Origin of the sequence: Aequorivita viscosa, assembly GCF_900106795.1 — a bacterium.
Taxonomy (GTDB): Bacteria; Bacteroidota; Bacteroidia; order Flavobacteriales; family Flavobacteriaceae; genus Aequorivita; species Aequorivita viscosa.
Window position 1 is genome coordinate 62,565 of the sequence record NZ_FNNS01000011.1, and the last position, 25,260, is coordinate 87,824.

Here is a 25,260-nt window from a genome sequence, read left to right on the forward strand (position 1 = left end):
TGCGAATAGATAAATCGCCATAAAATGTGGCTTTTCAATTAAAGGAATGAAATTAATATCTTTGTAAGATAAAATTGTACAATATGAATAATATCCCGAGTGTAAATTTGGCTGATTTTCTTTCTGAAGATCCAAAACGAAAGCAGAAGTTTGTAGACGAAATAGGAAAAGCTTATGAAGAAATAGGATTTGTATCATTAAACAACCATTTTTTAAGTGATGAGTTGGTGGACGAACTCTATAAAGAAGTTAAAGGATTTTTTGCCCTTCCGCTAGAAACTAAGAAAAAATATGAAATTGAAGGCTTAGGCGGACAGCGTGGATATGTTTCTTTCGGAAAGGAACATGCAAAAGGTAAAAAAGAAGGAGATTTAAAAGAATTCTGGCATTTTGGTCAAGAACCATCTGAAGATGCCAATTTATCCGACACCTATCCCGATAATGTTGAAGTGGAAGAACTTCCAGATTTTAATAAAACAGGGATGGAAGCCTACAGAATGTTAGAAAAAACGGGCGTTTATGTGTTGCGGGCATTGGCTCTGTATATTGGTCTTGATGAGTTTTATTTTGACCATTGGGCAGCAAACGGTAATAGTATTTTACGACCAATTCACTACCCTCCTATTACCGAAGAACCAAAAGGTGCTGTAAGAGCTGGAGCTCATGGCGATATAAACTTGATAACATTATTAATGGGTGCGTCGGCTGGCGGACTTCAAGTGTTAAGGAAAGATGGAGAGTGGATCGACGCGATACCAAAAGAAGATGAATTGGTTATTAATGTAGGTGATATGCTTGAACGGCTCACAAATAACAAACTACGTTCAACGATACACCGCGTTGTAAACCCACCAAAAGAAGAATGGGGAAGCCCTCGGTACTCTATCCCTTTCTTTATGCACCCGCGCAGCGATATGAAATTAAACTGTTTGGAAAAATGTATTGATGACGAACATCCAAAAGCTTACGACGATATTACCGCTGGTGAATTTTTACACCAAAGATTAGTAGAAATCGGACTTATAAAAAAGTAACCGTTAGCAGTAGCATTAGTCAAAAAACTTGAAACCAGAAACAGTGACATCGTTAGAAGACCAGTTAAAAAATTTATTTCCGGAACACGAACCAAGTAAGGAGACAGAGATCACAGAAGAACCAACCATTTGGCTTCAGGACGATCCCTTACTATGCAAGTATGAAAAGCGTAAAGGAAAACCAATTACGATTATTGAAGGATATAACGGGGCCGACAAGGATTTTAAGATTCTTGCCAAAGAAATAAAACAACTATTAAGCGTAGGCGGAAGTTTTAAAAATGAACAAATTATAATCCAAGGCGATTACCGAGATAAAATTATGCAATTCCTTAAAGATAAGGGATTCAGCGTGAAACGAGTTGGAGGGTGAATCAGTAATTCAGCATTCAGTGAGGCAGTAATTAGTTAGGTTGACAGCTCATAAACTTTAGATTATAAACGCATAACCTTAAAAAAAAAGCATTTTGAAAATAGAAAATATATTAGCTAGTGAATTAATTCTTACCCCAGAAGGGAAGATATATCACTTAGACCTCGCCCCTTCTCAATTGGCCGAGACTGTTATAACCGTAGGAGATCCTGGGAGGGTAAAAATGGTTTCTAAGTATTTTGATACCATAGAAACTACTGCGGAACATCGCGAATTTAAAACGCATACTGGAACCTATAAAGGAAAGCGTATTAGTGTAGTTTCTACAGGAATTGGCCCAGATAATATCGATATTGTTTTTAATGAGCTAGATGCCTTGGTGAATATAGATTTCGAGAAGCGAACTGAAAAATCGAAGAAAACATCATTAGACATCATTAGAATTGGTACTTCGGGTGGTTTGACTCCAGAAATTGAAGTAGATAGCTTTTTAATCAGTAAGTTGGCAATTGGACTGGATAATGTGATGCATTACTATGCTAAAACAGATAAAATATTTATCCGCGAATTTGCGCAGGCATTTATAAACCATACAGACTGGAATCCCGACAACTCCGTGCCTTATGTTGTGAAAGCCGATAAAACATTGTTGAAAAAACTGTCTTCAGAAAAAACAATTGAAGGTTGCACTATTACCAATGTAGGATTTTATGGACCTCAAGGAAGAGTACTCCGAGCGCAACTTCAAGATCAAGGTTTAAATGAAAAACTGAAATCTTTTGAGTATAAAAATCATAAAATAACCAACTTAGAAATGGAAACCGCAACAATGTATGGACTGGGACGATTGTTGGGGCATAGCACGCTTTCTATGAATGCAATTATTGCCAATCGTGCATCTGGCACTTTTAGCAAGGATACGAAAGCCACTGTGGACGCTTTAATACGGTACACTTTGGAAAAAATTGTGGAATGAAGAAATTTATAATAGGTGGAGTGCCGGAACACTTCAATTTACCTTGGTATTTAGGTCTTCGCGATAAGAAATTTCAAGAGAAGGACATCAATTTGCGATGGAAAGATTTTCCAGGAGGAACGGGCGAAATGAATCAAGCGCTTCGTGATAAGGAAATCGATATGGCGGTTATTCTTACTGAAGGAATTGTTCGCGATATTATTCACGGAAATCAAAGCAGTATTGTTCAGGTTTTTGTTGAATCTCCTTTATTATGGGGAATCCATGTGGCTACAGATTCTGAATTTGAAGAAATTTCAGATTTAAAAGGAACTGCGGCAGCCATAAGTCGCTACGGATCAGGCTCACACCTAATGGCGTATGTAAATGCTGAAAACCACGATTGGGATTTACAAAATGATTTAAACTTTACTGAAATCAAGGATTTGGAAGGAGCGATAGAAAGTCTTCCGAACGGGGAAGGCGATTATTTTATGTGGGAAAAGTTTATGACGAAACCCTACGTAGATAATGGTACGTTTCGCTTGGTTGGCGTTTCTCCTACTCCTTGGCCTAGCTTCGTTATAGTCGTTAGAAACGAAGTGCTGAAAGAAAACGCCGAAATTGTAAAAACAATTTTAGAGGTTATCAACCATATTACTATAGATTTTAAGAATCTTCCATCTGTAGCCGAAATGATAGCCAATCGTTACGGACAAGAACTAGAAGATGTTAATGAATGGCTTAGTCTTACACATTGGAGCCAAAAACAATTGAGTGAAAAAACACTTGAAAAAGTTCAAGATCAGCTTCTAAAACTCGGTCTTATAGAAGATAAATTACCAACCGACCAACTTCTTCATAATTTTTAAAAAAGATTTTATCTAGACGCAACCACTTTACAACTGTTGCATCTTTTAGGTATAAATCTAATTATTATGACTACTTTCTTAATTGTTTTAGGTGCGTTGCTAGTCACAAACTTTCTTTTATTGCAGTTTAGCTGTAATGACGCCAAGGACACTGAAGTTCCTGAGGACGAATAATTTATTCGCTTCAACACCCATATTTAGTTGGCTACAGTCATTTCTGACTGCTTTTTTAAAACACTTAATTGTTTGTGGTTTTTAAGAAGCCCGTAATAATAAATTTCACAAGATTACCATTCAATCGGGGTTTTCCCATGCGCTTTTAAATATGCGTTGGCTTTGCTAAAGTGCTTATTCCCGAACCAATAACCACGATTTGCCGCCAATGGAGATGGATGTCCACTACTAAGCACCAAATGTTTTGATTCGTCAATTTTTCTGCCTTTCTTTTTCGCTGGGCCACCCCAAAGCATAAAAACCAAGCCTTCGCGTTCTTCAGATAGTTTTTGAATTACAACATCTGTAAACTTTTCCCAACCCTTGTTTTGATGACTTCCTGCCTGATGTGCTCGAACAGTTAATGTAGCATTAAGCATTAACACACCTTGATCTGCCCATCTTGCCAAATTTCCGTGCGTTGGAATAGCAATACCAACATCAGTCCTAAGTTCTTCAAAAATATTTTTAAGAGACGGTGGTATTTTAACATTTTCGTCTACAGAAAAACACAAACCGTGCGCTTGATCTGGTCCGTGATATGGATCCTGCCCTATCATAACAACTTTAACATCGTTAAAGGGAGCGTGATTAAAAGCTGAAAAAACCTTACTGGCCGGCGGGTAGCAAGTATTCGACTCATACTCATTCCTAACGAATTCGGTTAATTCTTTAAAATAGGGTTTCTCAAATTCATCGTTTAAAACCTGTTTCCAACTTGCTTCAATAGTTACCTTCATTATCCTTACTTTTGTGTAAAATTACAAGAAACAAGACGAATGGGGCGCATCGCTAGTAAAACATTGGAGGATTTAGAATTTCCATCAGTTCTCAAACAAATTTCGGAAGGCTGCGTAACGGCACCTGGAAAAGAACGGGTCCTTGCCATTACTCCTTTTCAGGATCTTTCTAAAATAGAGCCAGAACTCCAACGTGTAAAAGAATTTACGGCATCACTCAGTGGTGAAAATCAAATTCCAAATCACGGTTTTGATCCAGTTTTTAAGGAGTTGCATTTGCTCGATATAGAAAGGAGTACGTTAGAAATTTCAGGTTTTCGGAAAATTCTATCCATTTCAGAAACCACGCGTATTCTTCTAAAATTCTTTAAAAAATATGAAGAGTTTTATATTCACCTAAATTCATTTTCTGAACAAGTAAATCATACCTCTGCAGTCTCGGAAGCAATCAATCAAATAATTGATAAATATGGTGAAATAAAGGATGATGCTTCGCCTGAATTAGCTAGTATTCGCCGCAGGTTAAATGGGTTAAAAGGAAAGATAAACGCTTCTTTTAACAGAGCGCTTTCGCAATATATTCAGAATGATTATCTCGATGAAATACGCGAATCGGTAGTTGAAAACCGCCGAGTGCTTGCCGTAAAAGCTATGCACCGAAAAAAAGTAAGAGGCGCTGTTTTGGGAACTTCAAAAACAGGAAGTATTGTTTATATCGAGCCTCAGGAATCTTTAGAATATGCCAACGAACTCAGCAATTTGCTGTATGATGAAGATGAAGAGATTAAGCGGATCCTAAAAGCTCTAACAGAGTTTGTAAGACCTTACAAGGAACTTATAGGGAGCTTTCAGGATTATCTAATTTTGATAGATACCTTTTATGCTAAGGCAAAATACGCTTCAAAAATAAATGGTGTACTTCCTATAATTACTTCAAAAAAACGGATTTCACTTATTAATGCATATCACCCATTATTACTCGCTGCAAATAATAAACGTAACGAAAAAACCTACCCACAGTCCATTGATTTAGTTCCTGACAAAAGAATTATAGTAATATCTGGTCCAAATGCTGGTGGGAAAAGTATCACTTTGAAAACTGTAGGTTTACTTCAGGTTATGCTTCAAAGTGGAATACTCATTCCAGCCGATCCACAAAGCGAAATGTGGTTTTTTAAACGAATCTTAACCGATATTGGTGACAATCAATCTATTGAGAATCATTTAAGCACTTATAGTTACCGGCTTAAAAAAATGAATCAGTTTTTACGAAAATGCAACGATAAAACGCTTTTTTTAATAGATGAATTTGGAACAGGAAGCGATCCTGAACTTGGAGGGGCTTTGGCCGAAACCTTTTTAGAGGTTTTTTATGAACGTAATGCTTTTGGAATAATTACGACTCATTACAGCAACTTAAAACTACTGGCTAATGAGCTGCCACACGCTATTAATGCGAACATGCAGTTCGATAGTAGAACATTAGAGCCTTTATACCAGCTACATTTAGGTGAAGCTGGGAGTAGTTATACTTTTGAAGTAGCCCAAAAAAACGGAATACCGTATAGCTTAATTAATAAAGCCAAGAAAAAGATAGAACGCGGCAAGGTTCGATTTGATAAAACCATTGCAAACCTTCAAAAAGAACGTTCTAATTTGAGGAAGACTTCTGAAACACTTAAAAATGAAGCAGAAAAAGCTCGACTTGGCAGCCGACAACTGGAAGAGGTTAATTCTAAAGTTCAAGAAAAATTAGAGAGCTATCAGGAGTTATATGATGCGAATCAAAAGCTAATTAGTCTTGGAAGAAAAGTGGACACACTGGCTGAAAAATATTTCAACAACAAACAGAAAAAACAGTTAATAGATGAGTTGATGAAATTGGTTATGGTTGAAAACAGCAAACGCAAAAAACTGGCTCCCAAGGTCAAAAAAGCCGTTAAAGCTAAAAAAGTAGCCGTAATAAAAGAAGTAGAAAAGAAAGTAGAAGTTATACGCGAGCGCAAAAAAGAAGAAAAGGAAAAAGCAAAAAAACTGCCTCCACCGAAGCCAAAAGTTACCTTAAAAGTAGGTGATAGAGTAAGAATGTTAGAAGGTCGCGCAATAGGCACAATTGATACTATAGAGAAAAATAAAGCCTTTGTTAATTATGGAATGTTTACCACGAACGTGAGTTTAGATGAATTAGAGAAAGTATGAGTAAAGTCGTAGTTGGCAGTATCAGTTAACAGCATCTTTTAAAATTACAATAAATTGAAGCACATTGAATCACATAAAATAATCTTGTTCGACGGCGTTTGCAACCTGTGCAATGGCGCCATCAACTTTGTTATAAAAAAAGACAAAAAGAACATTTTTAAATTCGCCCCGCTTCAAAGTGAGATTGGTGAGACCTTACTTTCAAAGTTTCAAATAGATACTTCCAACGTAGATTCTATTATACTGGTGGATGGTGAAAACTATTATGCCAAATCTTCAGCTGCCTTGCGTATTTCCAAAGAGCTATCTGGAGGTTATCCCCTACTTTATGGTTTTTTAATACTACCGAGGTTTATCCGAGATGCAGTTTACGACTACATTGCTAAAAACCGTTATAAATGGTTTGGGAAAAAAGAAAGCTGTATGATTCCAACACCAGAATTAAAAGAAAAATTCCTTTAAACCTATTTTATTTTTCCACTCTAATAGCGTGCATTACTGGCTTTTTCTTCCATACAAAAGTATACACCCACATTAGCGTAAAGGTTGGCACAACGTCGGTAAAAGGCAATACCTCTTCAAGGAATACTATTACACTTGCTATTTTCCCTTCAGGGCCTTTGTACATTTTATGCATTTGCTTGGCCGCAATTGGAGCCCATAGCAAATCGAAGAAAGGTCCAATTACAGGAATAAGAATGGAAATCATTCCTATTAAATCATAAATAATTCCGCGTTTGAGTAAATTATATTTTTCGTTTTCCATTTTGGATAAAACTATTTTTCCATCATAGATTCAAAAAATGTTCCAAAAATTAAGAAAGGTCGTTGCTAATCAGTTTTAGAAATTCGTTTCTTGTCTGCAATGCTTCAAACTCACCACGAAACCCTGAAGTTGTAGTAACGCTATTCTGTTTTTGAACTCCGCGCATCATCATACACATATGCGAGGCTTCAATTACCACGGCAACTCCTCTTGGTTTTAATGTGTCGTTAATACACTCTAAAATATCGTGTGTTAAGCGTTCCTGCACTTGTAATCTACGTGCAAAAACATCTACAACACGCGGAATTTTACTTAAACCAACAATATGTCCGTTTGGGATATAGGCAATATGTGCTTTTCCGAAAAATGGAAGAATGTGGTGTTCACAAAGCGAATACAATTCTATATCCTTAACGATAACCATATCGTGGTAACTTTCCTTAAACATTGCGCTTCTGAGTATTTCAGCAGGATCTTGGCAGTTTCCTGAAGTAAGGAATTGTATAGCCTTTGCAGCTCTTTCAGGAGTTTTTACTATTCCTTCCCGTTCAGTATCTTCACCTATTGTTTTCAGAATGCTACTGTAGTTATCAGTCAGGCTGTCTGTAACTGGTTGATTGTATTCTTCAAAATACCTATATGACCCCATAATGTTTTAAGTTTCAATTAAAGTTCGATAGCCAAAAGTAAATCTATAAATTGAAAGCCAAAACTATATTCTTGTTTGAATTGCAGAATAAGGCTATAAATAGTACTTTCACAGCTTAAATATTAGGAATGATAAAGGCTCAGAACATTCACAAATATTATGACAACCTTCATGTTTTGAAGGGAGTGGACTTGCATATTAAAAAAAGTGAAATTGTTTCTATTGTTGGAGCATCGGGAGCGGGAAAAACCACTCTTTTGCAAATAATTGGTACACTTGATACGCTCCATGATGCAAGTAGTACACTTGTAATAAACGGAATAGATATAAACTCGCTTTCGGGAAAAAAGCTAGCTAAATTTCGGAATGAAAACTTAGGTTTTATATTTCAGTTTCATCAATTACTCCCCGAATTTACGGCTATTGAAAATATTTGTATTCCTGCATTTATAAAAGGTACTTCTAGATCTGAAGCCATTAAAAAAGCTGAAGAATTACTTTCATTTTTAGGACTTTCGCATCGAAAGAATCATAAACCTAACGAGCTTTCTGGAGGTGAACAACAACGTGTCGCCGTTGCCCGAGCCTTGGTTAATGACCCACCGATTATCCTGGCCGATGAACCCAGCGGTAATTTAGACACCGAAAGTTCCGAAAATCTTCACAATTTGTTTTTTAGGCTTCGCGATGAATTTGGTCAGACGTTTGTGATTGTTACCCACAATAAAGATCTTGCGAATATGGCCGATAGAAAGTTGGTTATGCGGGATGGAATAATTGCTGATTAACCTATTCATTTCAATACTAGAACCATAGCATTACAACAAAAAAACATTTATACTAAAGAATTAAGTGATATGAATCAACTTCCTCTAAAAGAGTTTCTTGAAGAAAAAGTTATTCTGTACAACAATTCCGATTTTATTGAATCTGATCCAATTCAAATTCCTCATTTATTTACGCTAAAAGAAGACATTGAAATCGCCGGGTTTTTGGTGGCAACTATTGCTTGGGGAAATCGAAAAAGCATTATCAAGAACAGCCATCAATTAATGGAACGGATGGGTAATTCTCCTTATGACTTTGTTATGAATTATACAGATAATGATTCTGAATTATTGTCAGGTTTTGTCCACCGCACCTTCAATAGTGATGACCTTTCCTATTTTATTAAATCGCTTCAGAATATTTATACAAATCACGGCGGATTAGAAAACATCTTCAACTCAAATAAGGGAGCGGATTCGCTTCAAGAAGCAATTCATAAATTTAAACACGTATTTTTTGAGCTTCCACATTTAGGGCGGACGCAAAAACACGTGAGCGATCCGATGAAAAATTCGGCTGCCAAACGGATTAACATGTATTTGCGTTGGATGGTTCGAAACGATAATGCCGGTGTAGATTTCGGAATTTGGAAAAACATTTCTCCTGCCCTATTATCTTGTCCGTTAGACGTTCATAGCGGAAATGTTGCTCGTAAATTAGGTTTGCTTAAGAGAAAACAAAATGACGCTAAGGCCCTAAACGAATTGGACGCCTCATTGCGATTGCTCGATGCACAAGATCCAGTTAAGTATGACTTCGCTTTATTCGGTCTCGGTGTTTTTGAAGGATTTTAAGTCAATCCCTATTTCCCTTGAAAATTTAAAATTTTTGATTACCAAAATTGCCTAAAATGTTGTACTTTTATCGGCAATCTTTAAACGATTTTGTTTTTGGATAGCCCCACAAAAAGAAAACAATACGTGATAAAACCACCTATTCCCTCTGATGAAAAGCAACGCCTTGCAGCGGTGCGTTCATACCACCTTCTAGACACCCTTCCAGAGAAAGATTTTGATAATATAACAGCCCTAACTGCTAGTATTTGCGATACTCCCATAGCTTTAGTTACCCTATTGGATACGGACCGTAATTTTCTTAAATCTCATTACGGACTCGCATTTAATGAAGCGCCAAGGGATACTTCTTTTTGCGGACACGCTATTTTGGAAGAAACTGATGTATTTGTAGTTGAAGATGCGAGAATAGATCCTCGATTTGAGAAAAATCCGCTTACAACCAATATGCAAGCTGTATTTTATGCAGGTGCCCGTTTGGTAAATTCTGATGGGTTTTCTTTAGGAACCCTTTGTGTATTCGATACCAAGCCAAGAACTATTACGTCTAAGCAACGAAGAGCGCTTACTGCACTCGCCTACCAAGTAGTAAACCTGTTTGAGGCAAGAAAGCACAACAGGATGTTGTTGGCAGCGCAAGAAGAGCTTAAAGAACGCAACGAAGAGCTTAAAAGTTTTGCAGGAATCGTTTCCCACGATATGAAAATGCCTTTGGCAAATATGATTATCACCTCCGATATGCTGCACGCAAAATACGGGAACGTTTTAGATGCACAAGCAAAAAAATACCTAGATTATATTAAACAGTCTTCATTTACTTTAAGCGAATATATCTCTGGATTACTAGAACATTACGAAACAGACAAAACTATTTCTAGTATAGCAGAAACTTTTGACAGCCAAGACCTTATTGAAGAAATCATTGAGTTATTAAATATTAATATCGATTGTGAAATTAATCTTCCAGAGGAAAATATTGAAATGCAGGCCAATAAGTCGGCTCTAGAACAAATTTTCATCAATCTAGTAGGTAACAGTCTAAAGTATAACGATAAGGATAAGATAAAAATTGATATTGACTGCTTTGAAAAAGATGATGTTTATTATTTTTCGATTTCTGACAATGGAATGGGTATTCCTGAAGAAGAGTTAAGCAATATTTTTGACCTTTTCGGAACAATTGGAGTTCTTGATAGAAATGGGGTAAAAGGAAATGGCATTGGCCTTTCTACAGTAAAGAAATTGATAACAAAATTGGGAGGGGAAATTGAAATTTTCTCAACTTTGGGAGTTGGTACTACTTTTAAGTTTTCTATTCAGAAAAAAATTATAGTTTAAGGTAATCCCGTTTATGTACTTCGGATTTGATATTATTACATAACCTTTTTTATCTTTGAAAAATAATCTTAGGAATGCTGTTCAAATACCCAGAAGTTCTATACGCCCTCTTTTTACTTCTCATCCCGATATTTATTCACCTATTCCAACTTAGGCGCTTTCAACGCGTTGAATTTACCAATGTTGCTTTTTTAAGAAAAGTAACCATTCAAACCCGAAAAAGTTCCACAATTAAAAAATGGCTAATCCTACTAATGAGGCTTTTTGCGCTTGCCTGTATCATTATTGCATTTGCTCAACCCTTTACAGCCTCCAAAACCGCTTTAAATTCGAAAAAAGAAACCGTTATCTATATTGATAATTCCTTTAGTATGCAAGCCAAAGGAAGTAGCGGCAGTTTACTTGATAGAGCCGTACAAGACCTTTTTGATAAAGCCGGACAAACGGAAAAATTAACTTGGTTTTCAAACGATTCCGAACGACTAAACAGTTCTTCGCAAGACTTTAAAAACGAAATTCTCGCTGTTGGGTACTCTCAAAATCAATTGGCGCCATCACAAGTATTAATGAAAGCCGATCAACTTTTCTCTCAAGAAAAGGATGTTTTAAAACAATTAATCTTTATTTCCGATTTTCAACAAAAAGAAGCTTTTCCAGACATATCTCAAAATATTAAAGTAGATGCTGTACAGGTAGCCCCTGTAAAGGCTACAAATATTACCATAGACAGTGTTTTCGTTGTTTCAAAAAATGCCACAACAACTCAGTTGCAGGTAAATGTTTCAAAACAAGGCGATGCGATTTCAGAAGTGCCTATTTCGCTTTTTAATAATGGCAAACTAACTGCAAAAACAGCCGTAGATTTATCTCAAAATTCGACTGGTACAATCACTTTCGACATAGACGCTTCTGAAACATTTAATGGCAAATTGGAGCTTTCCGAGGTCAATATGCCATTCGACAATAGTTTATTTTTCAGTATAAACAGACCAGAAAAAATTAAGGTTTTAGCCATTAATGGAGCAGATGGTAATTTCCTACAACGCCTATTTGAAAAGGAACGTTTCCTATTTAAACAACAAACATTTAAAACGCTGGATTACAATCAGATTCCCGATCAGAATTTCATTGTTTTGAATCAATTACAAGATATTCCAAACTCATTAGCAACAGCTTTAAAGTCCTTTAGTGATGCTGGTGGTAGCGTATTGATAATTCCATCGCGCGACGCTGTTTTGAACAGTTACAACAGCTTTCTTGCTATGATGAATATAGGGGTGTTTTCGGAAGCACTGCAACAAGAAAAAAAGATTACCAAAATTGTTTTTTCTCATCCGTTGTTTCAAGGCGTATTCGAAAAAGAAGTAGTGAATTTTCAATATCCAAAGGTCAATTCTATTTACGGTATTAAAACCACGGCTGCCCCTGCCCTAATTTTTGAAGACTTACGGCCTTTTTTACTTCAGAAGGATAAAACCTATTTATTCACCGCTGCTATAGACACCGAAAACTCCAATTTTATAAATTCACCTTTAGTCGTGCCAACTATTTACAATATGGGCTTGCAGAGTTTACCTTTGCCTAATTTGTACTATGTAATTGGAGGTCAAAATACATTTGGCGTGCCAGTGCAATTGGGCCCAGACCAAATATTGGCAATGAAAGACAGCATTTCTCAATTTATTCCAAGACAACAAACCAAAGCGAATCACGTGCTAATTACGACAATCGACGAACCTAAAAAAGCCGGTAGTTATGAATTAGTTCGGGACAATGAAGTTTTACAAACAGTGAGTTATAATTACTCTAGGAACGAAAGCAAATTAAACTATTTGAATGCTGCAGACTGGGAAGGTGCTAATTTACACAATTCGATTAACGATCTGTTCGATTCACTTTCAGAAGCGAATGCAATCAATAGTTTCTGGAAATGGTTTGTTATTTTTGCATTGTTCTTTTTACTTTGTGAAATGCTCATTTTAAAGTTTTTGAAATAAGTTACAAGTAAGCTTGTACTTGTTTCGTATGAACGGATTAATTTGTTGAATTTCGAGATAATTGAGAATCAATTCCACCGAGTTAAGGCCTTCTAAATTGATATAGAATAGTTATATGAAAATAGTATTAAAATCCGCAACTATAGTCGATTCCTCGTCAGCCCACCACGGAAAACAGCGTGATGTTCTAATTGTGAATGGTACAATTGAGAAAATAGCCAACTCAATTCCTGCAGCAGATGGCATAAAGGAAATTTCCTTGAAAAACCTTCATATTTCACAAGGTTGGTTCGATAGCAGTGTTTCATTTGGCGAACCTGGATTTGAAGAGCGCGAGAATATTGATAACGGTTTAAAAACTGCGGCTTATAGCGGTTTTACAAGCGTTGCGGTAAATTCAAATAGTTATCCCGTTGCAGATAGCAAAGGGCATATAAAATTTCTTAAATCGAAAGCCGAAAACAATGCTGTAAACCTTTACCCTATTGGCGCTCTTACATTTGGCGGCAAAGGCATTGATTTAGCAGAATTGTACGATATGAAAAGCGAAGGCGCCATATCATTTTACGATTATAAAAACCCAATTGCCAATGCAAACTTATTAAAAATTGCACTACAATATTGCCAAGGTTTCGACGGCCTGGTTCAATCGTTTCCTTTTGAAAAATCAGTTGCCCGAAACGGCGTGGTTAATGAAGAATTAAGCGGAACACGTCTTGGGTTAAAAGGAATTCCAGCACTTTCAGAAGAACTCCAGATTATCCGAGATTTGTACATTTTGGAATATACAGGCGGGAAACTTCATATTCCTACCATTTCAACTAAAAAGTCTGTTGCGCTAATTAAAGATGCTAAGAAAAAAGGATTAAATGTAAGTTGCAGCGTTTCAATTTTTAATCTTGTATTGACAGATAGCGTTTTGGAAGATTTTGATACAAACTACAAACTCCTCCCTCCTTTGCGCACCAATGAAGATGTTAAGGCTTTGATTAAAGGCCTTAAGGATGGCACCATCGATGGCGTTACAAGCGATCACAATCCTTTAGATGTGGAACGGAAAAATGTAGAATTTGACAGAGCTGACTTTGGTAGCATCGGACTAGAAAGTTGTTTTGGAGCGCTCAACAATATTTTGGGAGTTGATAAAACCATAACAGCACTTACAAGATTAAAAGGTGTATTTGGTATTCCTGAGGTGAAAATTGAAGAAGGTAAAATTGCCGAACTTACACTTTTTACTCCCGATGAAACTTGGACGTTTACTAAAGATGATATAACCTCTACTTCAAAAAACGCTGCCCTTCTAGGAGCAAAATTAAAAGGAAAGGCGTACGGAATAATTTCAAATAATAACTTGGTTTTAAACACATAATGAAGAACTCCCTTTCAGGAAAATCGACCGCTTTGATTGCTTATGCACCGTTCGTCGGATTTTTTATAGCATTTTTTCTAAATGAAGATAAACGTGACCCTTTTGTTACTTGGCACGTTAAAAATATGTTTGGGATATTTCTGCTATTTGTTTCTGCAATGGTAGTGCAATCAGCAATCGATTATACAGTTGGAGATTTACTTTGGGTTGTATGCTTTATTCTTTGGGTATACTGTGGGATTCAAGCCTATAGAGGGCAAACCAAAGGAATTCCTTTTTTAAGTGAAAAGTTTCAAAAATGGTTTTCTTTTTTGAACTAAGGATGCATATCTCAATTTAAACACTTCAATTTTTTTAGACTATTAACAAATAAGACCGAATGTGAAAGGTCTTGCTTATTTTTGCTTTTATGGAAAAGAAAAAACTACAATTAGAACACAATTATAGAGCAGCGCAAAATCCGTCAGGAAAACCGCCAGCTATAATTATGCTACACGGATTTGGCAGCGACGAGAACGATTTGTTTTCATTTGCAAGCGAATTACCCAGCCAATATGCAATCTTCTCTTTAAAGGCCCCTATCAAGCTGCAACCATACGGAAATGCGTGGTACAACATCTATTTTGACAATTCACAAGGCAAATTTAGCGACGATGAACAAGCAATTGAATCGCGAGAGTTAGTTTCAAAGTGTATCGATGAAATTATAGAAAAATATCAAGTGGATAAAAACAATATTACACTCTTAGGATTCAGTCAGGGTACAATTTTGAGTTTTTCGGTTGCTTTAAGCTATCCAGAAAAAGTTAAAAATGTGATTGGACTAAGCGGCTATATAAATGAAGAAATATTGAAGTCTGGCTATGAGAACAACGACTTCAGTAATTTAAACGTATATACTTCGCACGGCACTGTAGATCAGGTTATCCCTGTGCAATGGGCTCAGAGAACAAAACCTTTTTTGGAAAACTTAAATATTGATTGCAAATATTCTGAATTTCCTGTCGGTCACGGTGTAGCACCTCAGAACTTTCAGGAGCTTAAAGAATGGCTGGCCAAGCACTAGCAGTACTATTAGGTTTCGGAAATTGTAATTGAGATTGTTATATTTACTTCTCATATATTTCGAAACCTAATCCTCTTTAATTTGGATATATCAAGGAAGCTATTGTATTCAAAGTTAATTCTTCGTCTTTACTAATAGAATATTCTAGTACCATTTCGCCCCAATATGTGCCATCGGTGAAGTCTGCTAAAATCCATTTGTGGTTTAAAAACTTCACTTTATTAACTTTCATGTCACCATTCATTCCAGCAAAAGGGACTAACGGATTATTGCCTTTCAGCGCATTTTGATCGTAAATTTGATTGGAAACGAGCGCTTCTATATCGGCAGCATCATATCCAAAACTCTCTAAGTATGTCATTGCATTTTCATTTCCAAGCAATGTAAAATAGTTTAGGTCGTTGTTTTTTTCCTTCAACTCTGCAATGGTCTTTTCAGCATTTTCAACCTTAGCCCTTAGATTTTCAATTTTCATTTCTTGGGCTTCAAAAATGGTTTTTTCGTTCATATACTGAAAAATTATCAGCAGGAGCGTAAAAAGGAATAAATAAAGAAATATCTGACGTCTCATTCTTAAATAGTTATAGTTAGTGTATCGTATGCAAGATGTACATTTTCTGGAAGCTTTTTCTCAACTTCTTCATGAAAACCCATAAGGTGACTAATATGCGTTAAATAGGCTTTTTTAGGTTTCACTTTATCAATAAAATCGAGTGCTTCGGATAAGGTAAAATGCGAATAGTGGGGTTCTTCCCGTAATGCGTTAATAACCAGCACATCGGTTCCTTTAACTTTTTCAATTTCTTCGGGAACAATTGTTTTTACATCTGTTAAATAGGTGAAATTATCTATTCGAAAGCCTAAAACAGGCAATTTGTCGTGATAGGCTTCAATGGTAACAATTGTTTTGCCACCAATGGTAAAAATTGAGTTTTTATCTATTTCTATTTCTTCTATATCGGGGGCGCCGGGATATTTGTTTTCCTTGGTAAAAACGTATTCAAAGCGTTGGTGAAGCGCTTTAAAAACTCGTTTATGGGCATAAAAAGCCATTTTGCCCTGCATAAAGTTGAAAGGCCGTATGTCGTCTATTCCAGCCGTATGGTCGCTGTGTTCGTGTGTTAGCAGTATTGCATCAACTTTTGTCACATTTTCACGCAACATTTGCTGTCTAAAGTCAGGACCACAATCGATTACACAAGAATAATTATTCCAACGAACCCAAACTGAAACACGCAAACGCTTGTCTTTAGGATCGTTGCTCTTACAAACGGGGTGGTTGCTTCCAATTACGGGAATACCTTGAGAGGTTCCTGTGCCAAGAAATGTTACTTTAATTTTCGAGTTCATCTGCATTTAAGGTTTACAATTCGTAAAAAAGATTGAACGCTATTCAGAAAGATTTCGAATGTATTAGAAAGGAATAAATTTACTGGTCTCATTCCCGCAAAAATAAAGTTATTTTTTTTGTTTGCCTACGCTATTCACTACCTTTGTTAGCGATAAAACGGAACACTACTATGCCCAATACGATAATAGGAGATAAGGAATTTCAGGAAATTCCCTCCATAAAAAGTAAGGCTTTAAGAATCAATCTGAACGAGAACATTTACGGTAGTTTTGCCGAGATTGGTGCCGGGCAGGAAACAGTGCGTAATTTTTTTAGAGTTGGGGGTGCTTCTGGTACCATCGCGAAGACCATGTCTGCTTACGGCAAAGACTTCAGCGATGCCATTTATGGAGTCGAGGATGATGGAAGATATGTTACTGAAGCAAGGCTTACTAAGATGCTCTCTCACGAAATTAATCTTATCGAAGAGCGAATTAATCGTGAAACCAATCCGAATAAATTGTTTTTTTCGTATGCAAATACGGTTACAACAATAGATTTTGCTAAGCAATACAAAGGCCATGGTTGGGTTGGAATACGTTATCAGGTTGATCCTAATGAAGATTATAATGAAATAACGCTTCATATACGTTTTCACCAAAATGATGCACAGCTTCAACAAATTACCTTAGGAATTTTAGGCGTAAACTTGATTTATGGTGCATATTACAAATACGATCATCCAAAGAAATTACTTAGGTACCTCTACGATCACATCGATAAAGATTCGTTAGAAATAGATACAATCAACTTTTCCGGCCCCCGTTTTAAAGATGTTGATAACCGATTAATGAGTCTTCAACTTATTAAAAATGGTATGACCGATGCTGTAATGTTTGGACCTGACGGCTATAATATTCTTCCAGCAAAAATTCTTTATAAAAAGAATATACTTGCTTTTAGAGGCAGTTTTAGACCTGTAACCAATGTAAATATTGATATGTACGAACAGGCCTATGAGTTATTTCTATTGGAAAACAGGGTTAAAGAAGAACGAACAGAGGTGATTTTTGAAATAACCCTTTCAAATTTAAGGGCTACAGGCGAAATTGACGAAGAAGACTTTCTGGATCGTGCAAAACTACTCTGTAATCTGGGTCATACAGTGATGATATCAAATTTTCAAGAATATTATCGATTGGTTGAATATTTTGCGCGCTACACAAAAATGCGAATGGGTCTGGCCATGGGCGTTAATAACCTAATCGATATTTTTGACGAAAAGTACTATCGCCATTTAAGCGGTGGTATTTTAGAAGCTTTTGGAAAACTATTTTACAAAGATCTAAAAGTGTACCTCTACCCTATGAAAGATTTAAAAACAGGGGAATATATAAATAGCAAAAACTTGAAGGTTCATCCACGAATGAAGGAACTCTACAAGTTTTTTAAATACAACGGTAGGCTTGTTGATATTGCCGACTACAACCCTGAATTTCTGGATATATTTTCGCGCGACGTTCTTCTTAAAATTGAAAAAGATGACGACGGTTGGGAAAAAATGCTGCCAGAAGGTGTTTCGGAAATCATTAAAAGTAAAAAGCTATTCAATTACCGCCGTTCGCTTAAAGATATTGGAAACTAATCCAATATCTGTGCAGCGTGATCCTTGGTTTTTACTTTCTCAATAACACGTTCTACAATACCTGTTTCGTCTATTATAAACGTCATACGATGAATTCCGTCGTACGTTTTCCCCATAAACTTCTTTGGCCCCCAAACCCCAAACGCATTGAGCACTTCTTTATTTTCATCGGCCAATAAAGGGAATGGAAGTTTGTGTTTCTCTTTAAAGTTTTTCTGACGCTTTTCACTGTCGGCACTTACGCCTAAAAGCTCGTAACCTTGTTTTTGAAGTTCTTCATAATTGTCACGAAGGTTACAAACTTCATTTGTACAACCTGGGGTACTAGCTTTTGGATAGAAAAAAACAATCCATTTTTTACCTTTATAATCTTCAGAACTGATACTGTTTCCGTCTTGGTCGTTAACTTTGAAATTTGGTACCTTGTCGCCTGATTTTAATGTTTGCATAATCCTTATTTTTGTATAAAAGTACTTCAAAATGACCAAACAAGAAAAAGTAAAATTTGTTATTGAAACATTGAACAAACTTTATCCTCAAGTACCGATTCCTTTAGACCACAAAGATCCTTACACACTGCTAATTGCGGTTCTCCTCTCGGCTCAAAGTACAGATGTACGGGTAAACCAAATAACTCCGTTGCTTTTTGAAGTTGCTGACAACCCGTACGATATGGTAAAATTATCTGTTGAAGAAATTCGTGACATTATTCGGCCAGTTGGATTGTCACCTATGAAATCAAAAGGTATTCATGGGCTCTCTCAAATATTGATTGATAAATACGATGGAAAAGTGCCTGCCGATCTTGAAGCGTTAAAAACATTTCCAGCGGTTGGACATAAAACAGCGAGCGTAGTAATGAGTCAAGCTTTTAATATTCCCGCATTTCCAGTAGACACCCATATCCACAGAATGATGTATCGTTGGGGACTCTCTAATGGTAAAAATGTAGTGCAAACCGAGAAGGACGCGAAACGTTTATTCCCCGAACATAGTTGGAATCTATTACACCTTCAAATGATATGGTATGCGCGCCAATACTCACCTGCTCGTGGCTGGGATTTAGATAAGGATATTATCACTAAAACTATTGGAAGAAAGAGTGTTATCGACGATTACCTAAAGAAGAAAAAGAAGTGATGTATTGACTTTTAAAGGAGTTGAAACGACTTTGATTTAGTTAGTGCCGTACCTATCAAAAAGATACAAGATACTCGCCATTGTTGCGGCGCCCAATTCCAATTCGCGTTTGTTTACAGCATCAAAAGTATCGGTGGCTGCGTGGTGGTGATTGAAATAACGTTGCCCATCGGGAACTAGGCCTGCAAGAACATCTATATTCCCTTTCATAGGATTAATATCCGCTCCAGCATAACCTTTTTCAAAAAGGTGAATTAGATATGGTTCAAAGAGCGATTTCCAGTTTTTGGCCTTTTCAAGATTGGCTGCATTGGTATCAAATGAAAACCCTCTTGGAGTAAAACCACCAGCATCGCTTTCAATTGCAAACCTATGTTTTTCCCCTTTTCGTTTTATTTCTTCGGCATATTTTTTTCCACCGCGAAGGCCGTTTTCTTCATTCATAAATAAAACAGCACGAATCGTATGTTTTGGCTTATAGCCTAATTTTTTAAATAGGTGAAGCACCTCCATACTCTGCACTACTCCTGCCCCATCATCTTGCGCACCATCTGCAAGGTCCCAACTGTCGAGGTGTGCGCCTACAACCATATATTCATCAGGATATGTGCTTCCGGTAATTTCGCCAATTACATTATAGCTTTGCACGTCATCCCAAGTTTTGCAGTTCATTTTATAATAAAACTTTAGATCGGGTTGCAATTTTAGCAGACTGCTTAAATATTCTGCCCCGTTTGTACTGATGGCTGCCGCTGGAATATGCTTACTCGAGGGTAAATCGCCATAAGTCATTGATCCAGTATGTGGATAATCGTCTAAACTATGGGTTAATGAGCGTACTAAAACGCCAACGGCACCATACTTCGCCGCTTCTTTTGCGCCTGCATATCGCTGATCTGCAGCTTCACCATACGCCTGATAAGTATGAATAAAACTGGGGTTCATTGGTCTGTTAAAGAAAACAATTTTACCAGATAATTTTTCCTTTCCAAGCGAAGCAAGTTCTTCTATTCCTTGCACTTCTACTACTTCGGCTTTAATTCCTAAACTTGGAGTGGCTATAGAACCACCTAAGGCGCAAATATCCATTACTCTTTTTTGACCGCCTGCAGTTTCTAAATAAGCGTATTCCTTAAAGCCTCTTGTCCATTTTGGAACCATTACAGGTTGTAACCACACGTTGTCTAAACCTAATTCGTTAAGTATAGCTTCCGTATATTTAACTGCTCTTTCTGCTTCAATAGAACCTGAGAGCCTTCCTCCTATTTCATTGGCCAAATGATCCAGCCATTCATAACTTTTACCTTCTGTTAAAACAGTTGTAAATAGCTTGTTGATCATTATTGAATCTTGGTCTTTATTCTGGGCAATTCCTGTGCAAGAAAAAATAAGCAGAATGATTAGTATGCGAAATGAGCAAGTTTTCATTGTTTGTTTTTAAGTCTATTATAAGCTCCGGGCTATGGAGCCGAAATTTTGAGTTTTGATAACCTTAATCGTTCATAAGCCGTTCTCTATATTCGGAAATTTTAGCTTTGATATGGTCATCCAATTCGGGCTCTTTTATGCCTTTATACTTTTTGAGCTCTTGAAGCATTATTTCAGCCATAATAACACGGGCTGTTTCTTTGTTGTCTGACGGTACAATAAACCACGGTGCGTTAGGCTTGGAAGTACGATTGATGGCTTCTTCATAGCATTTTTGATAATCGTCCCATAATTCACGTTCATCTAAATCGCCTGGAGAGAACTTCCAGTTTTTATTTGGCTTATCCAAGCGGCGCAGTTGTCTATGCTTTTGTTCTTCTTTTGAAAGGTTTAAAAAGAATTTGAAGATAATAGTCCCGTTTTCCTGAATGGTTTTTTCAAAATCATTTATTTGTTGAAAACGCTTATCCCAAAACGCTTCGTTTATATCGTCTAACGCGTTTACGTGCGGCAAGTTTTCACCGAGAATATACTCTGGATGCACTCGGGTAACCAATACATTTTCGTAATGAGTTCGGTTAAAAACACCAAATTTTCCACGTTCAGGAAGTGCGATATAGTGGCGCCATAAATAGTCGTGGCGTTTTTCGAGGGCGGTTGGCGTTTTAAAACTATGAACTACAACTCCGCGTGCGTTAAAATCTTTAAATACCTCACGAATTAAACTGTCTTTTCCAGCGGTATCCATTCCTTGAATACAAACCAGAACAGCATACTTTCCGTGAGCATATAAGGTATCTTGAAGCTTACCTAACTCCTTTCGGGTGCTTTTTAATTGTTTTTTTAGCTCCTTCCTTGAAGCATTGAGGTCAAATTTAGTTTTTGTTTCGCCAATCCTGATTGTATCAGAAACCTTGAAATCTTCAACTTTAATTTCTTTCATATCGATGTTTTCTATGTGAAGGATTTTTTATTGATTCTGAATTTTTAATTGATCCTATTTATTCGTTCTAGCTAGTCACGATATTCTGCAATTTTCGATACATCGCAGTGCGTCGCTACCCTATTTGCTGGCAAACGATTTTACATCATCTTCGCTAATTTCTTGTCCGCCTAGAATGATTAGTCGTTCTACAACGTTGCGCAACTCTCTAATATTTCCAGTCCAATCGTATTCTTGTAACAACTTTACGGCTTTTGTGGAAAATTTCTTTTGTGTAGTGCCGTGTTCTTTTGAAATCTTTTCGGCGAAATATTCAACTAACAGTGGAATATCCCCTTGTCGGTCCTTTAGTGCAGGAACTTTTATTAGAATTACCGCCAATCTGTGATAGAGGTCTTCACGAAAGCGACCTTCTTCAATTTCTTTTTTTAAATCTTTATTGGTGGCTGTAATTACTCTAACATCCACCTTAATATCCTTATCGCTTCCAACGCGTTGCACTTTATTTTCTTGCAGTGCCCGCAATACTTTGGCCTGTGCCGAGAGGCTCATATCTCCTACTTCATCAAGAAAAATAGTTCCGCCATTGGCTGCTTCAAACTTTCCAGCCCTGTCTTTATTTGCAGAAGTAAAGGCTCCTTTTACATGACCAAAGAGTTCACTTTCGATCAACTCACTCGGAATTGCAGCACAATTTACTTCTATCATTGGGCCACTACTCCTATCGCTTTTTTGATGTAACCAATGTGCCACCAACTCTTTTCCTGTGCCGTTAGGGCCCGTAATTAGCACGCGAGCTTCGGTTGGGGCAACTTTTTCAATCATTTCCTTGATTTTTTCAATGGCAGAAGATTCTCCGATCATTTCATAATTCTTAGAAACTTTTTTCTTAAGCCTAGCGTTTTCTACAACTAATTCTTGCGTATCCAAGGCAATTCGCACGGTATTGAGCAACCGATTTAAATCTGGTGGTTTCGAGATATAATCAAAAGCGCCCAAACGCATTGTGTTTACAGCGGTATCTAAATCGCCGTGACCTGAAATCATTACAATGGGAATTTCCGGTTTAATTTTTTTGATGGCTTCTAAAACTTCAACCCCGTCCATTTTTGGCATTTTGATATCACAAAGCACTAAATCGAAATCTTCATTTTTAATGATTTCCATTCCTGCTAAGCCATCTTCTGCTTCAAAAACCTCATAGCCTTTATTTTCTTCGGTCAAGATTTTATTTAATACGCGTCGGATAGCCGCTTCGTCTTCAATTATGAGTATTCTAGCCATTTTGTTAGTATTTAAATTTTAACCCTGTTCTAAAATAGGGTGAATTTTCATTGTTAATTTGATATACCTTATTCCCATCATTATCTTCAAACCTGAAGTTGCTGTAGACCGAATGTGCTGCATAGGCATAAAATAGTAAATTTTCTGTAAAAAAATGTTCGTATCCCACACCTGCTATTCCCATTGTAACCTGAATATTTTCGGCGATTCTTCTATCGGGGTTTTGATCTTGCGAATTAGGGGCAAAATCCTGGTGAATATTAGCGTAATCGTTGTCTAAAGTAACAAAAGCTTGAATAGCATCTTTGCGTTTTCTATTAAGGTAATGCCGTATGTTGGTTTTTGGCAATCCCAAGGTGTACGTCCAGTTTGGATGAAACTCTTTATAATAGTTTAAAATTGGCAACGGAAACCACCGTCCTGGTGTGTTAGAATACGTAAGGCCAAAAATAAATCTACTGGGTTTCTCACCTTCAGCTACGTTTTTTCGTTTGTCTTTGATTGCGTATACACCAACTTCAAAAAGAATATCATCTTTTTGTAATTTCCCTTCAAAATCGCTTTGCAGCTTTGGGCCTATTTTGGCGCCAAAACGCCATACCTTATTGTGTTCCCAAGTATAGGCTATGTAAGCATCTATTTCTTGAAATGAATTTATCTGATTTTTTATGCTGGAAAACCTGTCTTCTGCATCTGAAATTTTAATATCTAAATAACGATATTCCGCTCCAACAACTATAAAGTTCTTTTTTTCCTTGTGCACTCGAATCGGGAATTGAGCTAACGCCCTATATCTAGTCAACGAATTGTCCGAATTTGAAAAAGGAAGGTGTAAGAATTCCAATCGAGCCAAGTCTGTTGTTTGGGCCGATAACACCATTGCAAAAAGTAAAAGAACGATAGTCAATGGCTTTCTTCTGCTCATAAACACAAAAATTATAATTTATAAATCAATCTCCACAACATCCAACGCTAAAATGAAATTATTAATATCGAAGCCATTTTAGCAGCTCTTTATATGTAGGTTTTTTCCCGTACATTAAAATTCCTACACGATAAATCTTTGCAGCAAACCAAACAGTTCCGAAGAAAGTAAGAAAAAGTATGGCAACCGAAATTAGTTGTTGCCACAGCGGCACACCAAATGGAATTCGCATTAACATAACCACAGGAGATGTAAATGGAATATACGAAAACACCTGAGATACAGTGCCATGAGGATTGTCAATTACAGTAAAAAATCCAACATATACAGCAAGCATTAACGGCATTAAAATAGGCATCATAAACTGCTGAGTATCTGTTTCGCTATCTACTGCGGCACCAACCGCGGCATATAACGATGCGTAGAGAAGGTATCCACCAACAAAAAACAGCACAAACATAATAACTAGGTTCGCTATTGGTAAATTGTTTATCTCTCGAATAACGTCTTGAACTATTTGTTCTGCTCCGCCATCTACACCTTGTTGTATAACTTGTTGCGAAGGAGCTCCCCCAGCAACGTCAACACCGAATATAGCGCTAATAGCCGTCAACAACGCAAAACTAAGAATAACCCAAATTAGAAACTGAGTAATACCAGCCAAGGTGGTTCCAATTATTTTTCCGAGGAGTAAAACGCGAGGTTTTACCGATGAAATAATTACCTCAATCACTCTACTTGTTTTTTCTTCAATTACGCTTCGCATAATCATATTTCCGTAGATAATGATGAACATAAACAGTAAATATCCTGCAGCACCACCGAAAACGAGTTTAAGTCCAGACCCCATTTTTGAGGTTTCTTCGCCTTTAAATGTTACTTGATTTGCCGCAACTTTAATACGAAGGTCATTAATTAACTGCGAGTCTATACCCGCATCTTTTAGCTTAAGAATATTGACTTTAGACTCTAACATATTGTTTATGTCTTTCATCATAGATAATGATGGCGAATCTTGAGAATAAAATGTAATTCCTTCTGAAAGTGATTCTAAATTTTCGCTTTTCGGAATATATAAAAGGCCATAGATTTCGTTTTTTTCGGCTTCAGCTTTTGCATCTTCTAACGGAACGTTAAACAGCAATTTGTACTTGGTGTGCGATGTGCTTTCAAAATCTTCGGCAAATAGCCCGCTTTCATCTAAAACAGAGATGTTTCGAACTGTATCGTTATTCAGGTTTGAGAGATAAGCAACAAGTCCAAAGATTCCGACGATAAGAAGCGGACTCAAAAAGGTCATTATAATGAATGATTTGTTACGGACTTTGGTAAGGTATTCCCTTGTAATAATCAGAGATAGATGATTCAT

The 25,260-nt window shown here is 36.8% G+C and carries 26 protein-coding genes; 15 read left to right on the plus strand and 11 right to left on the minus strand.

What is annotated here, in order from left to right; genetic code table 11:
- The first annotated feature begins 83 nt into the window (after positions 1–83).
- From BLW28_RS08110 to BLW28_RS08125, 4 genes are all read left to right on the plus strand, one after another.
- A complete protein-coding gene (locus BLW28_RS08110) occupies positions 84–1,034 on the plus strand; it encodes an isopenicillin N synthase family dioxygenase (RefSeq protein ID WP_073217264.1) in 951 nt (316 codons plus the stop codon).
- A 28-nt stretch (positions 1,035–1,062) separates the two neighbouring features.
- Positions 1,063–1,407, plus strand: coding sequence for a translation initiation factor (locus tag BLW28_RS08115; RefSeq protein ID WP_234946460.1), 345 nt, complete (start codon positions 1,063–1,065; stop codon positions 1,405–1,407).
- 94 nt (positions 1,408–1,501) lie between these two features.
- The gene (locus tag BLW28_RS08120; RefSeq protein WP_083540694.1) at positions 1,502–2,383 is read left to right on the plus strand and encodes a nucleoside phosphorylase; all 882 of its coding nucleotides are present in this window, start codon (positions 1,502–1,504) and stop codon (positions 2,381–2,383) included.
- The gene (locus BLW28_RS08125; RefSeq protein WP_073217259.1) at positions 2,380–3,234 is read left to right on the plus strand and encodes a substrate-binding domain-containing protein; all 855 of its coding nucleotides are present in this window, start codon (positions 2,380–2,382) and stop codon (positions 3,232–3,234) included. Before BLW28_RS08120 ends, BLW28_RS08125 begins: the two co-directional genes overlap by 4 nt.
- Positions 3,235–3,521: 287 nt before the next feature.
- Here BLW28_RS08125 and ung read toward each other — a convergent pair whose 3' ends face one another.
- Positions 3,522–4,187 carry a uracil-DNA glycosylase gene (ung, locus tag BLW28_RS08130; RefSeq protein ID WP_073217256.1) on the minus strand — a complete coding sequence of 222 codons (666 nt, stop codon included), beginning with the start codon at positions 4,185–4,187 and terminating at the stop codon, positions 3,522–3,524.
- Positions 4,188–4,226: 39 nt separating this feature from the next.
- Here ung and BLW28_RS08135 point away from each other — a divergent pair, with 39 nt between their 5' ends.
- The gene (locus BLW28_RS08135; protein WP_073217253.1) at positions 4,227–6,386 is read left to right on the plus strand and encodes an endonuclease MutS2; all 2,160 of its coding nucleotides are present in this window, start codon (positions 4,227–4,229) and stop codon (positions 6,384–6,386) included.
- A 63-nt stretch (positions 6,387–6,449) separates the two neighbouring features.
- Positions 6,450–6,848, plus strand: coding sequence for a thiol-disulfide oxidoreductase DCC family protein (locus BLW28_RS08140; protein ID WP_073217444.1), 399 nt, complete (start codon positions 6,450–6,452; stop codon positions 6,846–6,848).
- Positions 6,849–6,855: 7 nt separating this feature from the next.
- On the opposite strand, the gene BLW28_RS08145 is transcribed toward BLW28_RS08140, so the two are convergent.
- Positions 6,856–7,152, minus strand: coding sequence for a hypothetical protein (locus BLW28_RS08145; RefSeq protein WP_073217251.1), 297 nt, complete (start codon positions 7,150–7,152; stop codon positions 6,856–6,858).
- 49 nt (positions 7,153–7,201) lie between these two features.
- Positions 7,202–7,801, minus strand: coding sequence for a GTP cyclohydrolase I FolE (gene folE, locus BLW28_RS08150; RefSeq protein ID WP_073217248.1), 600 nt, complete (start codon positions 7,799–7,801; stop codon positions 7,202–7,204).
- A gap of 128 nt (positions 7,802–7,929) precedes the next feature.
- Here folE and BLW28_RS08155 point away from each other — a divergent pair, with 128 nt between their 5' ends.
- The 7 genes from BLW28_RS08155 to BLW28_RS08185 all read left to right on the plus strand — a co-directional run bounded on the left by BLW28_RS08155 (position 7,930) and on the right by BLW28_RS08185 (position 15,196).
- The gene (locus tag BLW28_RS08155; RefSeq protein ID WP_073217245.1) at positions 7,930–8,589 is read left to right on the plus strand and encodes an ABC transporter ATP-binding protein; all 660 of its coding nucleotides are present in this window, start codon (positions 7,930–7,932) and stop codon (positions 8,587–8,589) included.
- A gap of 69 nt (positions 8,590–8,658) precedes the next feature.
- Positions 8,659–9,423, plus strand: coding sequence for a TIGR02757 family protein (locus BLW28_RS08160; protein ID WP_073217241.1), 765 nt, complete (start codon positions 8,659–8,661; stop codon positions 9,421–9,423).
- Positions 9,424–9,519: 96 nt separating this feature from the next.
- A complete protein-coding gene (locus tag BLW28_RS08165; protein ID WP_234946458.1) occupies positions 9,520–10,761 on the plus strand; it encodes a sensor histidine kinase in 1,242 nt (413 codons plus the stop codon).
- A 74-nt stretch (positions 10,762–10,835) separates the two neighbouring features.
- Positions 10,836–12,758 (plus strand): BatA domain-containing protein, encoded by a 1,923-nt coding sequence (locus BLW28_RS08170; RefSeq protein WP_073217237.1) that lies wholly within the window; start codon positions 10,836–10,838, stop codon positions 12,756–12,758.
- A gap of 115 nt (positions 12,759–12,873) precedes the next feature.
- Positions 12,874–14,130, plus strand: coding sequence for a dihydroorotase (locus tag BLW28_RS08175; protein ID WP_073217234.1), 1,257 nt, complete (start codon positions 12,874–12,876; stop codon positions 14,128–14,130).
- Positions 14,130–14,450, plus strand: a complete 321-nt coding sequence (locus BLW28_RS08180; RefSeq protein ID WP_073217231.1) for a hypothetical protein — start codon at positions 14,130–14,132, stop codon at positions 14,448–14,450. Before BLW28_RS08175 ends, BLW28_RS08180 begins: the two co-directional genes overlap by 1 nt.
- An 89-nt stretch (positions 14,451–14,539) precedes the next feature.
- Entirely contained in the window at positions 14,540–15,196 is a 657-nt protein-coding gene (locus BLW28_RS08185) for an alpha/beta hydrolase (RefSeq protein WP_073217228.1), read from the plus strand.
- Between the two features lie 76 nt (positions 15,197–15,272).
- Here the strand turns inward: BLW28_RS08185 and BLW28_RS08190 are convergent, their stop codons facing one another.
- Both BLW28_RS08190 and BLW28_RS08195 read right to left on the minus strand, forming a co-directional pair.
- Positions 15,273–15,704 carry a hypothetical protein gene (locus BLW28_RS08190; RefSeq protein WP_083540693.1) on the minus strand — a complete coding sequence of 144 codons (432 nt, stop codon included), beginning with the start codon at positions 15,702–15,704 and terminating at the stop codon, positions 15,273–15,275.
- A 65-nt stretch (positions 15,705–15,769) separates the two neighbouring features.
- On the minus strand, positions 15,770–16,546 hold the full coding sequence (locus BLW28_RS08195; protein WP_083540700.1) for an MBL fold metallo-hydrolase: 777 nt from the start codon (positions 16,544–16,546) through the stop codon (positions 15,770–15,772).
- A 170-nt stretch (positions 16,547–16,716) separates the two neighbouring features.
- On the opposite strand from BLW28_RS08195, the gene BLW28_RS08200 reads away from it, so the two are divergent.
- Complete coding sequence (locus BLW28_RS08200) at positions 16,717–18,171, plus strand: nicotinate-nucleotide adenylyltransferase (protein ID WP_073217222.1); 1,455 nt, start codon at positions 16,717–16,719, stop codon at positions 18,169–18,171.
- Here BLW28_RS08200 and bcp read toward each other — a convergent pair.
- A complete protein-coding gene (gene bcp, locus BLW28_RS08205; protein ID WP_073217219.1) occupies positions 18,168–18,620 on the minus strand; it encodes a thioredoxin-dependent thiol peroxidase in 453 nt (150 codons plus the stop codon). The genes BLW28_RS08200 and bcp overlap by 4 nt on opposite strands.
- A 31-nt stretch (positions 18,621–18,651) precedes the next feature.
- Here bcp and BLW28_RS08210 point away from each other — a divergent pair, with 31 nt between their 5' ends.
- Positions 18,652–19,311, plus strand: coding sequence for an endonuclease III domain-containing protein (locus BLW28_RS08210; RefSeq protein ID WP_073217216.1), 660 nt, complete (start codon positions 18,652–18,654; stop codon positions 19,309–19,311).
- A 36-nt stretch (positions 19,312–19,347) separates the two neighbouring features.
- On the opposite strand, the gene BLW28_RS08215 is transcribed toward BLW28_RS08210, so the two are convergent.
- The 5 genes from BLW28_RS08215 to BLW28_RS08235 all read right to left on the minus strand — a co-directional run bounded on the left by BLW28_RS08215 (position 19,348) and on the right by BLW28_RS08235 (position 25,260).
- Positions 19,348–20,739: a M20/M25/M40 family metallo-hydrolase gene (locus BLW28_RS08215; protein ID WP_073217213.1), complete on the minus strand. Its 1,392-nt coding sequence runs from the start codon at positions 20,737–20,739 to the stop codon at positions 19,348–19,350.
- A 64-nt stretch (positions 20,740–20,803) separates the two neighbouring features.
- On the minus strand, positions 20,804–21,682 hold the full coding sequence (locus tag BLW28_RS08220; RefSeq protein ID WP_073217210.1) for a PPK2 family polyphosphate kinase: 879 nt from the start codon (positions 21,680–21,682) through the stop codon (positions 20,804–20,806).
- 120 nt (positions 21,683–21,802) lie between these two features.
- Positions 21,803–22,966: a sigma-54-dependent transcriptional regulator gene (locus BLW28_RS08225; protein ID WP_073217207.1), complete on the minus strand. Its 1,164-nt coding sequence runs from the start codon at positions 22,964–22,966 to the stop codon at positions 21,803–21,805.
- Between the two features lie 4 nt (positions 22,967–22,970).
- Positions 22,971–23,891 (minus strand): DUF6268 family outer membrane beta-barrel protein, encoded by a 921-nt coding sequence (locus BLW28_RS08230; protein WP_073217204.1) that lies wholly within the window; start codon positions 23,889–23,891, stop codon positions 22,971–22,973.
- A gap of 61 nt (positions 23,892–23,952) precedes the next feature.
- Positions 23,953–25,260 (minus strand): ABC transporter permease, encoded by a 1,308-nt coding sequence (locus tag BLW28_RS08235; protein ID WP_073217201.1) that lies wholly within the window; start codon positions 25,258–25,260, stop codon positions 23,953–23,955.